General features: G+C 67.9%; 14 protein-coding genes and 1 pseudogene. 4 read left to right on the forward strand and 11 right to left on the reverse strand.

What is annotated here, in order from left to right; genetic code table 11:
- A partial coding sequence (locus BMG07_RS25535) for an aldehyde dehydrogenase (RefSeq protein WP_198086883.1) occupies positions 1-1,337 on the forward strand: 1,337 nt, incomplete at its 5' end.
- Positions 1,338-1,359: 22 nt separating this feature from the next.
- Here the strand turns inward: BMG07_RS25535 and BMG07_RS25540 are convergent.
- The 7 genes and pseudogenes from BMG07_RS25540 to BMG07_RS25565 all read right to left on the reverse strand — a co-directional run bounded on the left by BMG07_RS25540 (position 1,360) and on the right by BMG07_RS25565 (position 8,275).
- Positions 1,360-1,989, reverse strand: a complete 630-nt coding sequence (locus BMG07_RS25540) for a hypothetical protein (protein WP_198086884.1) — start codon at positions 1,987-1,989, stop codon at positions 1,360-1,362.
- Entirely contained in the window at positions 1,989-2,591 is a 603-nt protein-coding gene (locus BMG07_RS42760) for a vWA domain-containing protein (RefSeq protein WP_307867067.1), read from the reverse strand. Before BMG07_RS42760 ends, BMG07_RS25540 begins: the two co-directional genes overlap by 1 nt.
- A gap of 215 nt (positions 2,592-2,806) precedes the next feature.
- A pseudogene (locus BMG07_RS42765) lies at positions 2,807-3,592 on the reverse strand (substrate-binding domain-containing protein); the annotation flags it as partial.
- Positions 3,589-4,833, reverse strand: coding sequence for a toxic anion resistance protein (locus tag BMG07_RS25550; RefSeq protein WP_198086885.1), 1,245 nt, complete (start codon positions 4,831-4,833; stop codon positions 3,589-3,591). The gene BMG07_RS25550 and the pseudogene BMG07_RS42765, both read right to left, overlap by 4 nt.
- A gap of 38 nt (positions 4,834-4,871) precedes the next feature.
- A complete protein-coding gene (locus BMG07_RS25555; protein WP_198086886.1) occupies positions 4,872-5,996 on the reverse strand; it encodes a hypothetical protein in 1,125 nt (374 codons plus the stop codon).
- 74 nt (positions 5,997-6,070) lie between these two features.
- Entirely contained in the window at positions 6,071-7,363 is a 1,293-nt protein-coding gene (locus tag BMG07_RS25560) for an aminotransferase class V-fold PLP-dependent enzyme (RefSeq protein WP_198086887.1), read from the reverse strand.
- A 3-nt stretch (positions 7,364-7,366) separates the two neighbouring features.
- Positions 7,367-8,275 carry an amino acid ABC transporter substrate-binding protein gene (locus tag BMG07_RS25565; protein ID WP_198086888.1) on the reverse strand — a complete coding sequence of 303 codons (909 nt, stop codon included), beginning with the start codon at positions 8,273-8,275 and terminating at the stop codon, positions 7,367-7,369.
- A gap of 162 nt (positions 8,276-8,437) precedes the next feature.
- On the opposite strand from BMG07_RS25565, the gene BMG07_RS25570 reads away from it, so the two are divergent.
- Positions 8,438-9,334, forward strand: coding sequence for a LysR family transcriptional regulator (locus tag BMG07_RS25570; RefSeq protein ID WP_198086889.1), 897 nt, complete (start codon positions 8,438-8,440; stop codon positions 9,332-9,334).
- On the opposite strand, the gene BMG07_RS25575 is transcribed toward BMG07_RS25570, so the two are convergent.
- The 4 genes from BMG07_RS25575 to BMG07_RS25590 all read right to left on the reverse strand — a co-directional run bounded on the left by BMG07_RS25575 (position 9,331) and on the right by BMG07_RS25590 (position 13,701).
- Positions 9,331-10,407, reverse strand: a complete 1,077-nt coding sequence (locus BMG07_RS25575) for a serine hydrolase (protein ID WP_198086890.1) — start codon at positions 10,405-10,407, stop codon at positions 9,331-9,333. The genes BMG07_RS25570 and BMG07_RS25575 overlap by 4 nt on opposite strands.
- Positions 10,404-10,973, reverse strand: a complete 570-nt coding sequence (locus BMG07_RS25580; protein WP_198086891.1) for a shikimate kinase — start codon at positions 10,971-10,973, stop codon at positions 10,404-10,406. Before BMG07_RS25580 ends, BMG07_RS25575 begins: the two co-directional genes overlap by 4 nt.
- A 7-nt stretch (positions 10,974-10,980) precedes the next feature.
- A complete protein-coding gene (locus tag BMG07_RS25585; protein WP_198086892.1) occupies positions 10,981-11,400 on the reverse strand; it encodes a hypothetical protein in 420 nt (139 codons plus the stop codon).
- 105 nt (positions 11,401-11,505) lie between these two features.
- Positions 11,506-13,701: a ParB/Srx family N-terminal domain-containing protein gene (locus tag BMG07_RS25590; RefSeq protein WP_198086893.1), complete on the reverse strand. Its 2,196-nt coding sequence runs from the start codon at positions 13,699-13,701 to the stop codon at positions 11,506-11,508.
- A gap of 354 nt (positions 13,702-14,055) precedes the next feature.
- Here BMG07_RS25590 and BMG07_RS25595 point away from each other — a divergent pair, with 354 nt between their 5' ends.
- Together BMG07_RS25595 and BMG07_RS25600 are read left to right on the forward strand one after the other, a co-directional pair.
- Entirely contained in the window at positions 14,056-15,585 is a 1,530-nt protein-coding gene (locus BMG07_RS25595; RefSeq protein ID WP_198086894.1) for an FAD-binding oxidoreductase, read from the forward strand.
- A gap of 337 nt (positions 15,586-15,922) precedes the next feature.
- The gene (locus tag BMG07_RS25600) at positions 15,923-17,158 is read left to right on the forward strand and encodes a beta-propeller fold lactonase family protein (protein ID WP_198086895.1); all 1,236 of its coding nucleotides are present in this window, start codon (positions 15,923-15,925) and stop codon (positions 17,156-17,158) included.
- The last annotated feature ends 14 nt before the right edge of the window (positions 17,159-17,172 follow it).

Genomic DNA, 17,172 nt, shown 5'->3' on the forward strand with positions numbered 1-17,172 from the left:
CGCCGGCCGACGCCGTCGCCGCGGTCGAGGCCGCGCACCGCGCCTTCGCGGGCTGGTCGCAAACCGGCCCCAACGAACGCCGGGCGCTGCTGCTGAAGGCCGCGCATGCGCTCGAAGCGCGCGCCGACGCGTTCATTCAAGCCATGGCGCGCGAGACCGGCGCCTCGGCACTGTGGGCGGGCTTCAACGTGCATCTCGCGGCCGGCATCCTGACCGAGGCCGCATCGCTCACCACGCAGATCGCGGGCGAGGTGATTCCGTCCGACGTGCCCGGCAGCCTGGCCATGGGTGTGCGGCAGGCGGCCGGCGTGGTGCTGGGCATCGCGCCGTGGAACGCGCCGGTGATCCTGGCCACGCGCGCCATCGCCACGCCGCTGGCCTGCGGCAACACCGTGGTGCTCAAAGGCTCGGAGCTGTGCCCCGAGACGCACGCGCTCATCATCGAATCGCTGATCGAGGCGGGGCTGCCGAAGGGGGTCGTCAACTTCGTGACCAACGCGCCCGCCGACGCCGGCGCGGTGGTCGAGGCCATGGTGGCGCACCACGCGGTGCGCCGCGTCAACTTCACGGGCTCCACGCGCGTGGGCCGGCTCATCGCGCAGACCTGCGCCAGGTACATCAAGCCGGCCGTGCTGGAGCTCGGCGGCAAGGCGCCGTTCGTGGTGCTGGACGACGCCGACGTCGACGCGGCGGTGAACGCGGCCATCTTCGGTTCCTTCGCCAACTCGGGGCAGATCTGCATGTCGACCGAGCGCATCGTGGTCGACAACGCCGTGGCCGACGAATTCGTCGCCAAGTTCGCGGCGCGCGCGCAGGCCTTGCCCCTGGGCGACCCGCGCGAAGGCCCCGTGGTGCTTGGCTCCGTGGTCGACATGAGCACGGTGAAGCGCTGCAACGCGCTGATCGACGACGCGCTGGCCAAGGGCGCCAGGCTGGTGTGCGGCGGCAAGGCACAGAACACGCTGATGCCCGCCACGGTGCTCGACCACGTGACGCCGGCCATGGAGATCTACCGCGAGGAATCCTTCGGCCCGGTGAAGGCCGTGGTGCGCGTCAGCGGCGTGGAAGAGGCCCTGGCAACCGCCAACGACAACGAGTTCGGCCTGTCGTCCGCCGTGTTCGGCCGCGACGTGGCGCGCGCCTGGAACGTGGCGCAGCGCATCGAGGCCGGCATCTGCCACGTCAACGGCCCCACGGTGCACGACGAAGCGCAGATGCCGTTCGGCGGCGTGAAGTCTTCGGGCTACGGGCGCTTCGGCGGCCGGGCCGGCGTGGAAGCCTTCACGGAGCTGCGCTGGATCACGATGCAGACCACGCCGCGCCACTACCCGTTCTGAGCAGGCGGCGCGGCCTGCGCATTCAAGCCGCGAGAAAATCCGGCTGGCGGAATTTCTTCTCGAGGAACTGCCCGTTGGCCACCAGCGCGGCGGCGTCGCTCGACGCCACGTTGGCCACGATCTCGCGCAGCTTGCCGTCGAGCAGCCCGAGCTGTTCGCCCAGCAGCTGGCGCGCGGTCTTGCCGTCCTTCACCGCATGCGTGACGCGAAAGGCCGGCGGCAGCGCGACGTAGTTGGCGAGCGTTTCGGGCAGGTAGCGCAGCACGGTCTCGCGCACGGTGAACAGGTCGTCGCCGTGCGAGCCCGCGCCCACCAGCCGGGGCAGCACCTCGCCCACCGAGCCGCGCACGTTGTCCAGGCTCTTGCGCATGTCTTCGGTGAGGTGCGGCTGCGCCTGGGCCACCACGCGGTCCAGCCGCTCCAGCGTCTGCTCCACGCTCAGGCTGTCCTCGATGCGGCGCTCCAGCTCGGGCGCCTTGCGGCCCATGAGCCAGCCGGCCACGTACAGCGCGGCCGTGATGAGCAGCCAGCCCCGGTCGATCACGTTCGCGAACAGCAGCACCGGCCCCAGCAGCGCCAGCGCGCAGCCGAGGATGTTGCCGTTGCCGTAGAGAAACAGCAGCGCGCGCAGCTTCAGCGACCGCTCGGGCATCACTGGTAGCCCCGGATTTCCTTGAACACCTGCGCCAGCCGCAGCTTGCGCCCGTCGAACTCGCGCCCCCCCGAGAGCTGCGCGATCTGCTGCATCTCGTCCGCGTTGCCTTCGCCGAACAGGATCGGGAAGATGCGCGCGGGCAGCCCGCCGGCCGCGTAGCGGTCGCGGAACTCGCCCAGCCGCAGGCCCGAGTTGTTCTCGCCGTCGGTCAGCAGCACGATGCTCACGAAGCGGTCGGGCTCGCGCTGCTGCTCCTGGCGCGCGAGGTCTTCGGCGGCGGCCAGCGCCGAATAAATGGCGGTGCCGCCGTCGGCCTTCATGCCGTCGGCCAGGCGCCGCAGCTCGGTGCGCGCGGTGTCGATCTGGTCGGCGTCGAAGCGCACCCACACCGGCGCCTGCACCTGCGTGGCGAAGGTGATGAGCACCACGCGCTCGCGGCTCTGGAAGGCGCTGTAGCGCGTGCTGGCGGTGGCGGCGGCGGTGCTGGCCGCGTCGGCGCCCGACAGCAGCTTGAGCGCCTCGCGCATCGCCTCCAGGCGCTTGCCCTGCATCGAGCCGCTGAGGTCGAGCACGAAGATCGAGGTGGCGGCTTGCGCCATTGCGACTGGTAAGTGCCGAGCACCGCGTCGATCACGTCCAGCCGGTTGGGAAAACCCAGCTCGGCCACGGCGGCGGTGGGCAAGGCGGCCACCGCGGGCACCTCGGGGTTGGCGGGGCGCAGGAACGCGGCCGACAACGCATCGCGCTGGAACGGCGCGGCCTTGAGCGTGGCCACCAGCTGCGTGTAGGCCTCGCGCTTGCCGGCGTTGAGCAGCATCAGCGGGTAGTCGGCCGAGATCATGCCGTCGCGCGGGTAGAACAGCGCGAGCTGGTCGGCCTTGGGCAGCTTCTCGTTGGCGCGCAGGATCACCGCCTCGTAGTTGACCATCGCGTCGATGGCGGACGGGTCTTTCACATAGGCGTCGGCCAGCCAGCCCGAGCTGCCGGCGGTGAGCTTCTGGCCCGCGAGAAAGGCCTTGAGCGTTTTCTCGTCCACGTCCTGCGCGCTCAGGTCTTCGGTCTTGCCGGCCAGCGCGGAGGCCACGGCAAACAGCGCGCTCATGCCGGTGTTGGAGCTGGTGGCGTTGGTCATGCCGTAGCGCAACTGGCCCGCGCCCGCGGCCTTGGCGATTTCGGCCCAGCCGGGCGGCTTCCTGTTCCAGCCCAACTGCGCGGCCTTGGCGTTCTTCACGCCCAGCGCGATGCGCGAGTAGAAGAGCTTGTCGCGCGCCAGCGGCTTGGTCTGCAGCGCGAGCGCGGGGTAGGCGCCGTTGGGCGGCAGGATCGCGTCGAAGCGCTCGCCCGCGTTGATGCGCTCGACGATGTCGAGCGTGCCCGCGTAAGACAGCTTCACGTCCACCCCGGCCGCCCTGGCGGCGTCGACGATGGGCCCTTCGAGGTCTTTCAGCTCCGAGCCCGCGAGGATGGTGAAGGCGGCGGTGTCGGCCACGGGCGCCGCGCTGCCCGAAGCACCCTGCGACTCATCCTTGCCGCAAGCCGCCAGCCCCAGCGACAGGGCCGCGACGAACGCCAGCGCCAGCCGGCGCGACCACAGGCTCACAGCGCGACCTCGCCGCGCGGCTGCAGCGCTTCGTTGGTTTCCTGGCGGCGCACGCGGTCCAGGTAGGTGCGGCTCTTGGCGACTTCGTTGGTCAGCGTGTCGACCGTGGTCTGCATGGAGTCGAGCGCCCGGCTCTTGAAGTCGGCGATGGTGTCCATGGTCTGGTAGATGTTGGCGAAGGCCTGCTGCAGCTTGGCGATCTCGATGGTGCTGGAGGCCGCCTGCTGGTGGATGGCGCTGCTCTGGTCGCGCAGCATCTCGCTGGTGTTGGCGATGAGGTTGCCCGTGGTGGCGTTGAGCGCGCTGATCTGGTCGAGCACCAGCTTCTGGTTCGACAGCGCCTGCGCCACGATCACCGCCGTGCGCAATGCGGCCACGGTGGTGGTGGTGGCGCGGTCCACGCCCTTCATGAGTTCGAGGTTGTTCTTGCGGATCATGTCCAGCGCCAGGTAGCCCTGGATGTTCACCGCCAGTTGCGTGAGCAGGTCGGTGACCTTCTGGCGCGAATAGAACAGCATCTCCTCGCGGATCACGCGGGCCTTTTCGGGGTCGGTGGCCTCGAGCGCGCGCGCCTTGGCGTCGAGCTGGCTGTCGAGCGCCTTGCCGATGTGCACGTATTTTTCGAGCCGCTCCATCAGCGTCCACAGGTTGACCTTCTCCTGCTCGATGGCGGTGTTGTCGCGCAGCAGCTCGTCCTTGCCGCGCTTGAGCGATTCGATGATGGCGTTCAGGTGCGACTGCGACGACTGGTAGCGGTCGAAGTACGCCAGCAGCTTGTTGCCCAGCGGAATGATGCCCAGCAGCTTGCGCGCCGAGAACAGGTCGCCCTGCTTGGAAGGGTCGAGGTCTTCCACCTGGCGGCGCAGGTCGACCAGCGACTGGCCGATTTGCGCGCCCTTGTCGAACAGGCCGTTGCGCAGCGAGCCCACGGGGCGGTCGAGCATGCGGTTGGACACCGACGCCGAGGCTTCGATGTCCTTGCTGCCCATCGAGTGGATGCGCTCGACCGCTTCCTTGAACTGCGGGTGCTGGCTGTCGTGCGCGGTGATGTCCTCGATGAAGCGCGCCACCTGCGCGTCGAGCTCGGCGACGTCTTCCGCTTTCAGGCGCACCTTGCCGCTGGCCGACTCGACCGGCACGGGCGCGACGGGCGCGGGCGGCTCGAGCGTGAAGGCCTGCGGCGGCTGCAGGTCGATGGGCGCGGAAGGGGTTGCGGTGGCGGTGGTGACTGGCGCGTTCATGGTCGATCCTCGGTTCGTTCGTGTATTTGTTCGTTGATTCACTTGAAGCGGGCTTCGATGCCCACGGTCATTCGTTCGAGCCACTCGAAGCTGGGTGGGTCGATCACGTCGACCAGCACCTCGGGCACCTTCACGCCGCGCGCGGCCCAGGTCTCGGGGCCCTTGGCGTCGCCGCCGGTGCGGTAGCCGTATTCGTGCGCGAGCTCGCGCAGGGCCGGGTCGTTTTCCAGCGCGGCGCCCAGGCGTGCGCCGGCCGGCGTGTAGGGCACCAGCACATGCTTGGAGAAGACGGTGGGCTTGGGGTACATCAGCACCATGTCGCTCTTCAGGCGCTCGGGGTTCTTGAGCCAGAACTCGACCATCTGCGACTCGTAGGCCACCAGCAGCGGCGCCTTGCCCATGCCCAACGCCAGGTAGTCTTCGAACGGGCCGGCCGAGGACTGCTCCTGGAAGCCCTGCCGCAGGAAGAGCGGCGCCACCACGGGCATGACGCGGTTCACGTCGTCCTGGCTCTGCACGATTTGCTGGCTGTTGGCCAGGTAGCTCGCCAGCGCCAGGTACATGGCCGCCGAGTTGGAGGTGCGCACGTCGGTCGAGTTGATCAGCATCGACTTGCTGGTGGAGAACGCGCTGCTGGCCTTGAGCTCCTTCCAGCGCGTGCCCTTCTCGATCATGGCCATCAGGCCCGGCAGGTCGACCACGTAGTAGAAGTCGCCCTGCTTCGAGGCGATGCCGTTGGCCACGAGAATGTCGGCGATCGGCCGCCAGCTGGCCAGCACGATGGGCGTGTAGAACGGGTTGAAGACGTTGGGCGCCTTGGCCAGCGTCTTGAGCTGCGCCGCCGCGGGCGCGCCCGAGGGAAAGCCGAAGTCGAACTTGCTCGCGTCGTCGCGGCTGGCAATGGCGCGCGAGCCGGCCTTCTCGACCACCACGGTGATGCCCTGCGCGGCCAGGGCCTTCTGCACGCGCGGATCGGCAAAGAAGGTTTCTTTTTCGGAACCGATCAGCCCGCGCAGCGTGACCTGTTTGTCTTGCTCGATGCGCGCCGCGGCGGCGGTGGCCGAGTCATCGTGCAGGCGGGTGTTCGAGTACCAGACGCCGCCCGCCACGGCGGCCAGCAGGACCGCGGCCAGGACCGGCGCGATCAGCTTGCGAATTTCCAAATCTCATGCTCCTCGCCCCCTGTGAGCGGGGGTCGAGAAACATCCTACCGATGCAATATGACTGAATATGACAGTCAGGTGTCAGCGGCGATCTGCGCGGTGATGTGCAGGAACTTTTCCACGTCGGCGACCGAATTGCAGTGCAGCGGCGACACCCGCACGGTGCCCGCGAGCCCGAAGGATTCGAGCATGCGCCTCGAGTAGATGCTGGTGGCCACGCGCTCGTACACCGTCACGCCGCGCCTGGCGTATTCGACCACCGCCTGCGTGCAGTCGATGCGCTCGAAGCCGATGCCCAGGATCAGGTCGCGCTTGGTCAGGTCTTCGTGGTCGAGGAACACTTCCACGCCGCGCATCTCGCGCATGCCGGTGGCGTTGGCATTGCCGTCGAGCAGCAGCGCCAGCAGCGCGCGCTCGTGCAGCTCGATGTGGGTGATGCCCGCGACGAACAAACCTCGGCGGTCGGTGGCGTCCGTGAAGTGGCCGCCGAGCCAGCACACGTAGTCGACGATTTCGGTGAACACCGCGAACTGCCACGTCGCCGCGCTGCCCAGGTCCCAGTAGCCGGGCTTCTTGCCGGCCAGCTTGTGGTGCGGCAGCACCGCCGCGCGCTCGGACACCCAGGTGAGCCCCGAGCCCCGGCAGCCGAAGAACTTGTAGGGCGCCAGGTTGATGCCGTCCACCGGCGTCTTGTGCAAGTCGATGAGGCCGTGCGGCGCGTGCTGCACGGCGTCGACCAGGATGTACAGGTCGGGCTTGATCTCGCGCGCGCGGCGCACGATGGCCTCCATGTCGAGCTTGGCGCCCGAGATGTTCGACGCGTAGATCACGTTGAGCAGGCAGGTGTCCTTGTCGACCAGCCGCACGATCTCGTCCACGTCGATGCCGCCAGTGACGGGGTTGCTTTTGGCCACGCGCAGCTCGCGGCCCAGTCGCTGGGCGTAGAGGCTCATCGCGTCGAAGGCCGAGGGGTGCTCCAGCACGGTCGTGACCATGTTCGTGCCCGGCACGTTCTCGGCCACCGCGCGCACCATGTCGAACATGGCCCCCGAGGCGGTGAGCGACGCGTACACGCTGCCGCCCGTGGCGTTGAGCACGGTGCGCAGGTCGTCGCTGCCCTTGGCCTGGATGTCCTGCAGCTCGACGGCGGTGGCGTGGATGCGCTCGGCGTTGTCGGGAATGGCGTCGACCTGCGTGAAGCGCTCGACCGCCGCCTTCAGCCGGAACGAGCCGCCGGCGTTGTCGAAGTACAGGCGCTCGCGGCCGTTGTGGTCATGGTCGACCTGCAGGAAGCGCGCCTTCACCTCGCGCATCAGCGCATCGGAAAAAGCCAGGCCGCGCTCGAGGTTCGGAAGCTGGGAACTCATGGCTCAGACGCCCTTGTTGTTGGGGTTCTTGTAGATCTCGCGCACCGCGTCCGACATCGGGAAGTTCAGGTTCGCGTTCTTCGGCGGAATCGGCGACATGAACCACTTGGTGTAGAGCTGCTCGATGGCGCCCGACTTCATGAGGCCGGTGACGGTCTCGTCGACCAGCGCCTTGAACTGCGGGTCGTCCTTGCGCAGCATGATGCCGTAGGGCTCCTGGCGCAGCGACTCCTTCAGCAGCTTGTATTCGCCCGGGTTGGTGGCGCTGGCGACCATGCCGGCCAGTTGCACGTCGTCCAGCACGTAGGCGTCGGCGCGGCCGGTGGACAGCAGCAGGAAGCCGTCGGAGGTGTCCTTGCCCGCGATCTCGTTGACTTCGATGGTGCCGTTCTTGCGCGCGCCGCGCAGCAGCTGGATCGAGGTGCTGCCCGAGACGGTAGCCACGTTCTTGCCGTTGAGGTCGGCCAGCGAGTTGATGCCCGAGGCCTTCTTCACGGCCGCGGTGATGTTGGTCACGAAGTGGCTGGGCGCGAAGTCGACCTGCGCCTGGCGCTGCGTGGTGTTGGTGGTGGTCGCGCAGTCGAGGTCGACCGTGCCGTTCTGCAGCAGCGGAATGCGGTTGGTCGAGTTGAGCATGGTGTAGCGCACCTCGAGCTTGGCCAGGCCGAGCTTGGCCTTGACCGCGTCGACGATCTTCAGGCAGATGTCGTTCGTGAAGCCGATGGGCGCGCTGTCGGCGCTGAGCTTGTAGGAGAACGGGATCTGGCTGTCGCGCGCGCCGATCTGGATCGTGCCGCTGTCCTTGATCTTCTGCAGCGTGCCGCCGTCCTGCGCGCTGGCGGCGCCGCCGGCGAAAGCGAGGGCAAGGCCGAGGGCAAGCGCACGAGCGAGGGGCAGTTTCCTGAAGTCCATGGTGGTTCCTTGAAGAGTCGATGACGTTGGCTTGGGCGAATCTTCTGCCTCGCGATGAATTTCTAAAAGCGATTTTTTGTGATGGAATCGCATGAATAAAAGTGCTTTATTCATCCACCCTTTGCCCCTTTTCCGCCCCATTTACGGGAGCCGCGCACCGTGATGACCTTCAAGCAACTCGAAGCCCTGTACTGGATCGCCAGGCTGGGCGGCTTCGCGCAGGCTGCCAACCAGCTGCACGCCTCGCAGTCGGCCATTTCCAAGCGGGTGCACGAGCTGGAGCTGCTGTTCGACACCGAACTGTTCGACCGCAGCCAGCGCACCGCGCGCCTCACCGAGAAGGGCGAGGAGATGTACGTGCTCGCGCAGAAGCTGCTGGCGCAGCGCGACGCGGCCATCGAGCAGTTCGGTAAGCCTGGCGTGGTGGAGCGCCGCATCCGCATCGGCGTGACCGAGCTCACCGCCATGACGTGGCTGCCGCGGCTGGTGGGGCTGATCCGCCAGCACTACCCGAAGGTGATCCTGGAGCCCGACGTGGACGACAGCCTGAAGCTGCGCGACAAGCTGCGCGCCGACGAGCTCGACCTGGTCATCGTGCCCGACACCTTTGCCGACTCGCGCATGCCGCACAAGGTCATCGGCAAGGTCAAGAGCGTGTGGATGTGCAAGCCCGGCGTGGTGCCCGCCACCGGCACCGTGCGGCTGCACGAGCTGGCGCGCCAGCGCATGCTGGTGCAGGGCAACAGCTCGGGCACCGGCCGCGCCTACGACACGTGGATGAAGGAGCAAGGCGTGCAGCCGGCCGACGTGATCGTGGTGAGCAACCTGGTGGCGCTGACCGGGCTCACCGTGTCGGGCCTGGGCGTGAGCTACCTGCCGCGCCAGTGCCTGGAGCCGCTGGTGGCCGCGGGCATGCTCGCGGTGATCGACGTGACGCCCGCGTTGCCGCTGGTGCACTACGTGGCCATGCACAAGGGCGAGCACCGCAGCGCCCTCACCTCTTCGATCGTGATGCTGGCGCAGGAGTGCTGCGACTTCTCGCGGATGTTCCAGGCTTAGGCGGACGCGGCCGCCAGCGCGGCGACCTGCTGCACCACCCGCGCCACGGTGGCGGTCTGCGCGGACACGGCCTGCGGCGCGGGCGATGTGGCGGCGGTGGCCACCACCAGCCGCAGCGACGGCACGAACAGCGCGAACTGCCCGCCATAGCCCCAGCCCCAGGCGACCTCGCGGCCGTCGAGCGTGCCCGTGAACCAGAGGTAGCCGTAGCCCGTGTCGGTGACCGGCGGGTTGCGCCATTGCGCCGGGCCGTGGCGGCGCGTGCTGTCGGCGGCCCAGTCGGCGGGCACCACCTGCACGCCTTCCCAACGGCCGCCGTCGGCCATGGTCCACGCCAGCTTCGCGAGATCGCGCGTGCGCAGGTTCAGGCCCATGTAGGCCGTCGCGTGGCCGGACTTGTCGTTGCGCCCCGTGAAGCGCTCGATGCCCAGCGGCGCGAACAGGTCGCGCTTCGCGACCTCGGCCAGCGGCATCCCGTGCGCGCGCTCGAGGATCGGCGTGAGCAGCGACACCGCCGCGTCGTTGTACGACCAGGTGCCGGGCGCGGTGCCGTCGTCCTTCAGGCCCAGCACGTAGGCGACGGGGTCGGGGGCAGAGAACAGCGGCTCGAACTGCGTGCGCCAGTCGTAGGCCAGGCCCGTGGTGCCGGTGAGGATCTGACGCAACGTGACCTTGGCGGCCGGCGCGTCGGGCACCTTGCCCGTGGCCTCGGGCAGCAGCTCGGCCACGGTCTGCGAAAGGCTCCGGAGCTTGCCCTGTTGCAACGCCTGGCCGACCAGCATCGAGCAGACGCTCTTGGTCACCGAGTTGATGGCCAGCAGGTCGTTGGCGGTGGCTCCCGCGTAGTAGCGCTCGCCGACGAGCATGCCGTTGCGCACGACGACGATGGCGCGCAGCGCGGGCGCGGTGGAGCCTGCGTCGGTCAGCACCTTGTCGAGCGCTTCGCCGGACATGCGCTGGTCTTCCGGACTGGCGGGCTTCCAGTCGGCATGCGCGGCGGTGGCGGTGCCGAACGTTGCGGCGCCCAGCAGCGTGGCGCCGCCGGCCAGAACGAGGGTTCTTCGGGAATTCATCGGGTCGTCTCCTCCAGGTGTTCGCGCACGAAGCCGGCTATTTGCAGCGCCGCATTTTCCGGGGTGCCGTCGTTGAGGAAGCGCGCGCACTGCAGGGCCATGAACAACGGGAAGCGCTGGCGTATGCGCGCTTCCTCGCTCGCCATGTTGCCGGGTAGGTAGGGCCGGGACAACTGTCGCTTGACGATGGCTTCGACGCAAGGCTCCAGCTCGAAGGACGGGAGCAGCAACACGGTCAGCGCGCCTTGCGCCACTTCGCCGCGAATCCGCGTGTAGTGCGTATCCATGTCGGCCAGGTACGTCATGAAGCCGGACGACAGCGCGTAGACAGTCGGCACCGTGAAGGCACCCCGTACTTCGGCATGGACGGCGAGATTGCGCCTTGCGTAGCCGGCATAGCCGTGGGCCGCCATGCAGCCCGCGATATCGCCTTCGCGCACCATGAACTCGCGGTCGAGGTCCACGAACGCCCAGTCGAGTTGGCTCGCAAGCGCAAGCCCGACAGTCGTCTTGCCGGCCCCACCAGGACCGACGAGTTGAACGACGGGGACTTCTTCTTTGGACATGCGCCGTTCAGAGCGAGACGAATGCCGCGACCAGCAAGGCCACCGCTGCAACGATCGACGCCACCGCGCCGACCATGTTGCCGAGGTACACGAGCTGGCCCAACCCCGAGCCGCCCGACGACAACCCGCGCTGCCCCGAGATGGCGGCCAGCGGCGTCGACACGCAGAAGCCGTAGGCCGACACGATCAGCGCGACGGCGATGAGCCACATCGCCCACGCCGGGACCGCGAGCGACGACAGCACGGCCGCCGTCGCGAGCATCAGCGTCGCGCCGATGGGCAGGCTCAGGTGCGCGACGCGCCATGAATTGACGATGTGGGCGGCGGCATCCCGCTTGATCGCCTTTGCATACGGCGCGCCCAGCAGCAGGCCGAACAGCAGGACGATGGCGCCGTGGAAGACGAGATGGCGTGCGGCGGGGTGCATGAACTGAGGGGTCTCGGGATTGGACCCGCATCCTAGCGGCCCCATGAAAAACGGCCGGGCAAGAGCCCGGCGTCGCGTGTCACGCCGCGAACGGCGAAGCGTGGGTTACTTGGCTGGCAACGAAGCGCGGTAGTTCAGCGCGTAGGCCAGCTTGCCGGGCTTGCTGGGGTCGTTCGCGGGCACGTTCAGCGCATTGAAGTCCTTCGTGCTGAAGGCCGCGAGCTTGCCCATCTGGAACGCGGTCTTGCCGGACGAACCGATGAGCGTGGCGTCGGGCGTTGCAACCATCAGGTTGGACGCAGCCTTGATGGCATTCAGGTAGCTCGTCGCATCGGTCAGTGTGTAGTCCGAGATCTTGAAATTCTGCGGCGCGGCCTGCAGCCATTCGGACCAGTAGAACTCCAGGAACTCCGTGCTGTCCTTGGGTTGCTTGTAGCCGACGTCGCGGGTGAAGTAGATCAGCGCGCGGTACGGATCATCCTGCAAGCCGTTGCTCAGGCCCAGTTGCTGCGGCAACTCCGCGGGCGTGATCGCGCGGCCGTCGGGCAGCTTGAGCCACACCATCTTGTTCGTCCGCATGCCGCGCCAGAAGGTCGCGTTGTTCTGGGTCATGAAGTTGCCCTTCATCAACACGGGCACCTTGACGTCGGCACCGCCGCCGTTCGGCGCTTCCCAGAAGCTGGTGAGGGTGTGGTGACCGTCCGTGAGGTACAGCACGCCGCGCGGGCCGACCACGGCCGACTTCATGGCGGAGGTGTCGAGAGCATTGACATTGCCAGTGCAGGTGAAGGTGGCGGGATTCGTCAACAAGCTGTTCGCGTTGACCGTGTTGTTGTCGACGTCGCTCAGGCCCGCAGCCTCGCAGAAGTCACCGAACTCCTTCTTCCACTCCTTCGCAATGGTGACATTGCGATAGCGCGCCTGCTTGTAATAGACCTGGTCGTAGCCAATCGCCGGTTGCGTCGGATGGGCATCGCCGACGCGGATCGCCATGGGGGAGTTAACCACCGCTGCTGCGTACGTGTCGATCACCGGCTGCACCGGCAACACACGGCACACCCCCGAGATGTTCGTGCCCGCGGCCCCGCCCGTGCTCGCACCAGTGCCGATGTAGTAAGCCGTCTGCTTGCCCACCGGCAGCAGCACACGACCTGCCTTCTGCGTGTCGCTCCACTGCCCCGCGACAAGGCCGTTCAGCCCGTTGGCGGTCGTGGTCGCCGCGCCGCCGATGCCGGCATTGGCGCTGAGCTTGACGTCGGTGTCGATGGTGTCGGTCTGCAGCAGGTTCGCGTCGACCGACACGAAGTTGCGCTGCGTGCGGCCGGTGAGCGCGCCGGTGGCAGCGTCGAGCTCGGGCTGGCTGCACAGCCATTCGCCGTCGAGCGCGGTGGCGGCCAGCGCGGTGGTCGCGCTCTGCAGCACCCAGGTGCCGGTGCGGAAGCTGCCGTCGGCGGCGGTGGTGGCGAACTCGTCGGCCAGCAACGTGGCCGCGCCCGACTGCGCGTTGACCATCACGCGGCCGATGCGTTGGCCGTCCAGGGTCAGCGCCATCGCGCCGGGGTAGGTCTTCTGGTCGGCCTCGGCCGCGAGCAGGCCGGTGCGGCCGCCCGCGCAGCTGTCGGCATAGGCCTGGCCCATGCACGCGCGCACGGTGCCGTCGGCCTTGATGTTGAACTGCCCGAACTCCGAAGCCGGCGCGCCCTGCGACGCGCCCTTGGCGTTGTAGGCGGTCGTGAGCTTGATGTAGTTGTACACGCCGGCCAGGCGCGTCACGTCGGCCACGCCCTGGTTGGACGCGGCGATCTCGCCCTGCAGCAGCGAGCCGTCGGCCGCCTTGAGGTTGGGCACTTGCGCCAGCGAGCCGCTGAGCAGACTGCCGTCGAGCTGGAAGCGCATGCCGAGCTTGGGCAGCGCGGCGACCAGCGCGTCGGGCACGCCGGTGCCGGCCACGGCCGCGAAGTTGCTGGCCAGCAGCGAACCGTCGGGCTGGGTGGCATAGCTGGCGCTCACCGAGCCGGCAAGGCCGAAGCGCGAATCGACGAAGCGCAGCGTGAGCTTGCCCACGGCGGGCTGGTCGAGCGTGATCGACACGGTGTCGCCGAAGCTGGCCGTGCCCGTGTACTGCGAGCCGCCCGCGAGCGGCTGCAGGGCCACGGGCGGGGTGTTCGGGTTGCCGTTGCCGGCAACCGGGAAGAAATTACCGCCTCCTCCATCACCACCGCCGCCGCATGCGGCCAGCGAAAGGGCCGCGATGCCGGCCAGGCCCGCCACGCGGGCACGAGTCCATTTATTTTTTGTCATGAGAGTCCACAGAAAAGGGCTGAACACGCCGGGGCAAGCCTTGGCCCGGAGCGGCTGAAAGCGCCCCGATTCTGTGAACTTAAGGTGACGAATCCGTGAAAACCGCCGCGCGATGAAAGCCGTCTGACAGCAACGTGTCGCGGCGGATCTTGGGGTTTGTCTGATGAAAAAACATTTCAACAATTGCAAGAATCTCGGCCAATATTCGCTATCACGCTCGCTATTTACTTTAATCAACAGTAGTTAAGAAAAAATCTTTCACAGCCGCCGGTTTGGCGAACGAATGAATTCATCGCGGCAGGCCCCTGCGTCCTGCCACTTCCAGCACCGCAAGACACCCATCGGAAAGCGCCCATGACCATCACCGTGACACGCCAGGATGCTCGCTACAACACCCTCAAGAAGGGCTTCAACCTGCGATGGCCCGCCACGGAATCGGACGCGGCGTCGCGCATCGAGCTGGTGGACAACGCCGGCGATGCGGCAGCGGCCCTGCAGCGCATCGTCGACGCGGGCCTGCGCCCCACCTTGCGCAGCGGTGGGCACTGCTATGAAGACTTCGTTTCCAACAACCCCGACGGCGCCATCCTCGACCTGAGCCTGATGAACCAGGCCAACCCGGGCAACGGCGACGGGCGCTACCGCGTCGGCCCCGGCACGCAGAACTGGAACCAGTACCTCGACCTGTACAAGCGCAGCAACGTCACGCTGCCCGGCGGCTCGTGCTATTCGGTCGGCGCGGGCGGGCACATCTGCGGCGGCGGCTACGGCCTGCTGTCGCGCCTGCAGGGGCTGACGGTCGACTGGCTGTCGGCCGTCGACATCCTGACGGTGGATTCGCGCGGCCAGGTGGTGCCGCGCACCGTGGACGCACGCCGCGAGCCCGAGCTGTTCCGCGCCTGCCGCGGCGCGGGCGGCGGCAACTTCGGCGCCATCACCAGCTATGTGTTCGACAGCCTGCCGCAGGCGCCGCGCGAGGTGGCGCTGGCGGTGGTCGCGTTCGACTGGGCCAGCATGACGCCCGAGCGCTTCGTCACCCTGCTGTCGACCTACGGCGACTACTGGGCCACGCGCGGCAAGTCGCCCGACACCTGGGGCATGTTCTCGCTGCTCAAGCTCACGCACCGCTCGTCGGGCCAGATCGTGATGCTCACGCAGTTCTGCAACCCCGACGGCACCTGCAACGACCTGACGGTGCTCAACGATTTTCTCGACCGCTTCAGTGCCTGCGCGCCGGTGCCGGCCAAGGGTCGCGCGCCGGGCGTGGGCCCGAACCCGCAGCGCGACGCGGGCCAGCTGCTGTGCTCCAAGCCGCACACGGTGACGCGCTACGACTGGCTCACGGCCACGCAGTCGCTCAACGGTTCGGGCGACAACCAGCGCGGCAAGTACAAGTCGGCCTACATGAAGCAGAACTTCAGCGCGCGCGAGGCGCAGCGCATCTACACGCACCTGACGCGCGTGATGCCGGGCGTGGACCTGAGCCAGTCGCTGGTGCAGGTGGACTCGTATGGCGGCGCCATCAACAAGGCCGAGCGCATCGAGGACACGGCGGTGCCGCAGCGCGCGTCGATCATGAAGCTGCAATACCAGACCTACTGGCGCGACGCCAAGGACGACGCGGGCCACCTGCGCTGGATCAGCGACTTCTACCGCGACGTGTACGGCACGCCCGATGTGCCGCAGCGCTACGCCGGAACGCCCTACCCCGGCGAGCGCTACGAGGGCTGCTACATCAACTACCCGGACAACGACATGCTGGCCTACCCGTTCTGGCCGCAGCTGTACTACGGCGATCGCGGGCTCTACGACTTGCTGCGGAAGGTGAAGCGGCGGTATGACCCCAACAACATCTTTCACCATGCGATGTCTGTTCGGGCTTGAGATGTCTTGCTGCTATTCGGGGGGCGCTCACGCCGACGGTGTGCTCTGCTCCGCGAATGTCCCCCGGCCTGCGGGCTACCGCACCTCCTCCTTTGTTTCGCTGCGCAGAGCACACCATCAGCGCGAGCGTTATGCGCAGCGGTCGTTGATCGGCGAGCACCAGCCGCGTGCCCAAGTGCACAGGGCATCGGGTGTCTCCCGCAGCGAAATAAAGGAGGAGGGGCGAAGGCCCCGGGGGACATTCGCGGAGGGAGACACCCGGTGTCCTGCGCACACACCAAAAACAACACCCCCGGCAAGCCCCACAGCCACAAAGTTCAACAGCAAGAGGAATCCCATGACCAATCAAGAACGCCGCACCGTCATGCAATGGATCGGCGGCAGCTCCGCCCTCGGTGCCTTGACACCTTGGCTGCCCGCCCATGCGCAGGCCCCGGACGCGGCGGCCACGAACACCAGCAGTGCCCCGGCGCCGCGCTTTGCCTATGTCGGCACCTACACCCACGACGCCCCGGGCGGCACGGCGGGCGGACCCGCATCGAAGGGCATCTACGTGCTCGCCGTCCAGGACGGCGGCTGGACGCAGGTGCAAACGGTCGCAAGCGCGAACCCTTCGTTTCTTGCGGTGCATCCCAGCCGGCGCTTCCTGTTCGCGATCAACGAGATCGACACCTACCAGGGCATGCCCACGGGCACGGCCGAGGCCTATGGCATCGACGAGCGCACCGGCCGGCTGACGCTGATCAACCGCCAGCCGCTGTCACTGTCCGGCGTCATTCCCGCGCACCTGGCCGTGTCGCCCGACGGGCGCGCGCTCGTGGTCGCGCTGTATGGCGGCGGTGCGTACAACGTGCTGCCGATCGGCGCGGACGGCACGCTCGGCAAGGTGTCGGGCATCGAAAAGGAAACCGGTGTCGGCCCCGACGCTGAACGACAGGAATCACCGCATCCGCACATGGTGCAGTTCGACGCCTCGGGGCAACGCGTGCTCGCGACCGACCTCGGCAGCGATCGCATCAACGTCTTCACGCTCGCGGACGGCAAGCTCGCGTCGCCGCAGCGCAAGACCGCGCCGCCCGGCAGCGGCCCGCGCCACCTCGCACTGCATCCGTCGCAGCGCTTCGTGTACGTGGTGGGCGAACTCGACGCCACGGTCACCAGCTTCGCCTACGACACGGCGAGCGGCAAGCTCGGGGAACAGCGCCAGCGGATCTCGACGGTGCCGGAAGACTTCAGCGGCCAGAAGAACGCGGCGGCGCTGGTGATGCATCCCTCGGGGCAGTTCCTCTATGCGAGCAACCGCCGGCTGAAGTCGGACCACGCGCTGGCCGACAGCGTCGCGGCCTTCCGCATCGATGCGACCAACGGCACGCTGACAGCGCTGCAGCACTGGAGCGAGGGCCTGCGCTTTCCGCGTGCATTGGCCGTCGCGCCCAACGGCAGCCACCTCTACGCACTCAGCCAGAAGGGCGACACCATCCTGCGCCTGCGCATCGACCCCGCGAGCGGCAAGCTCGACCAACCGGTGCAGGTGGCACAGGTGCCGACGCCGGTCTGCCTGGTGTTTGCCTAAAAGACGCCGACGCG

The sequence above is a fragment of the Variovorax sp. E3 genome (assembly GCF_016082275.1).
Taxonomy (GTDB): Bacteria; Pseudomonadota; Gammaproteobacteria; order Burkholderiales; family Burkholderiaceae_C; genus Variovorax.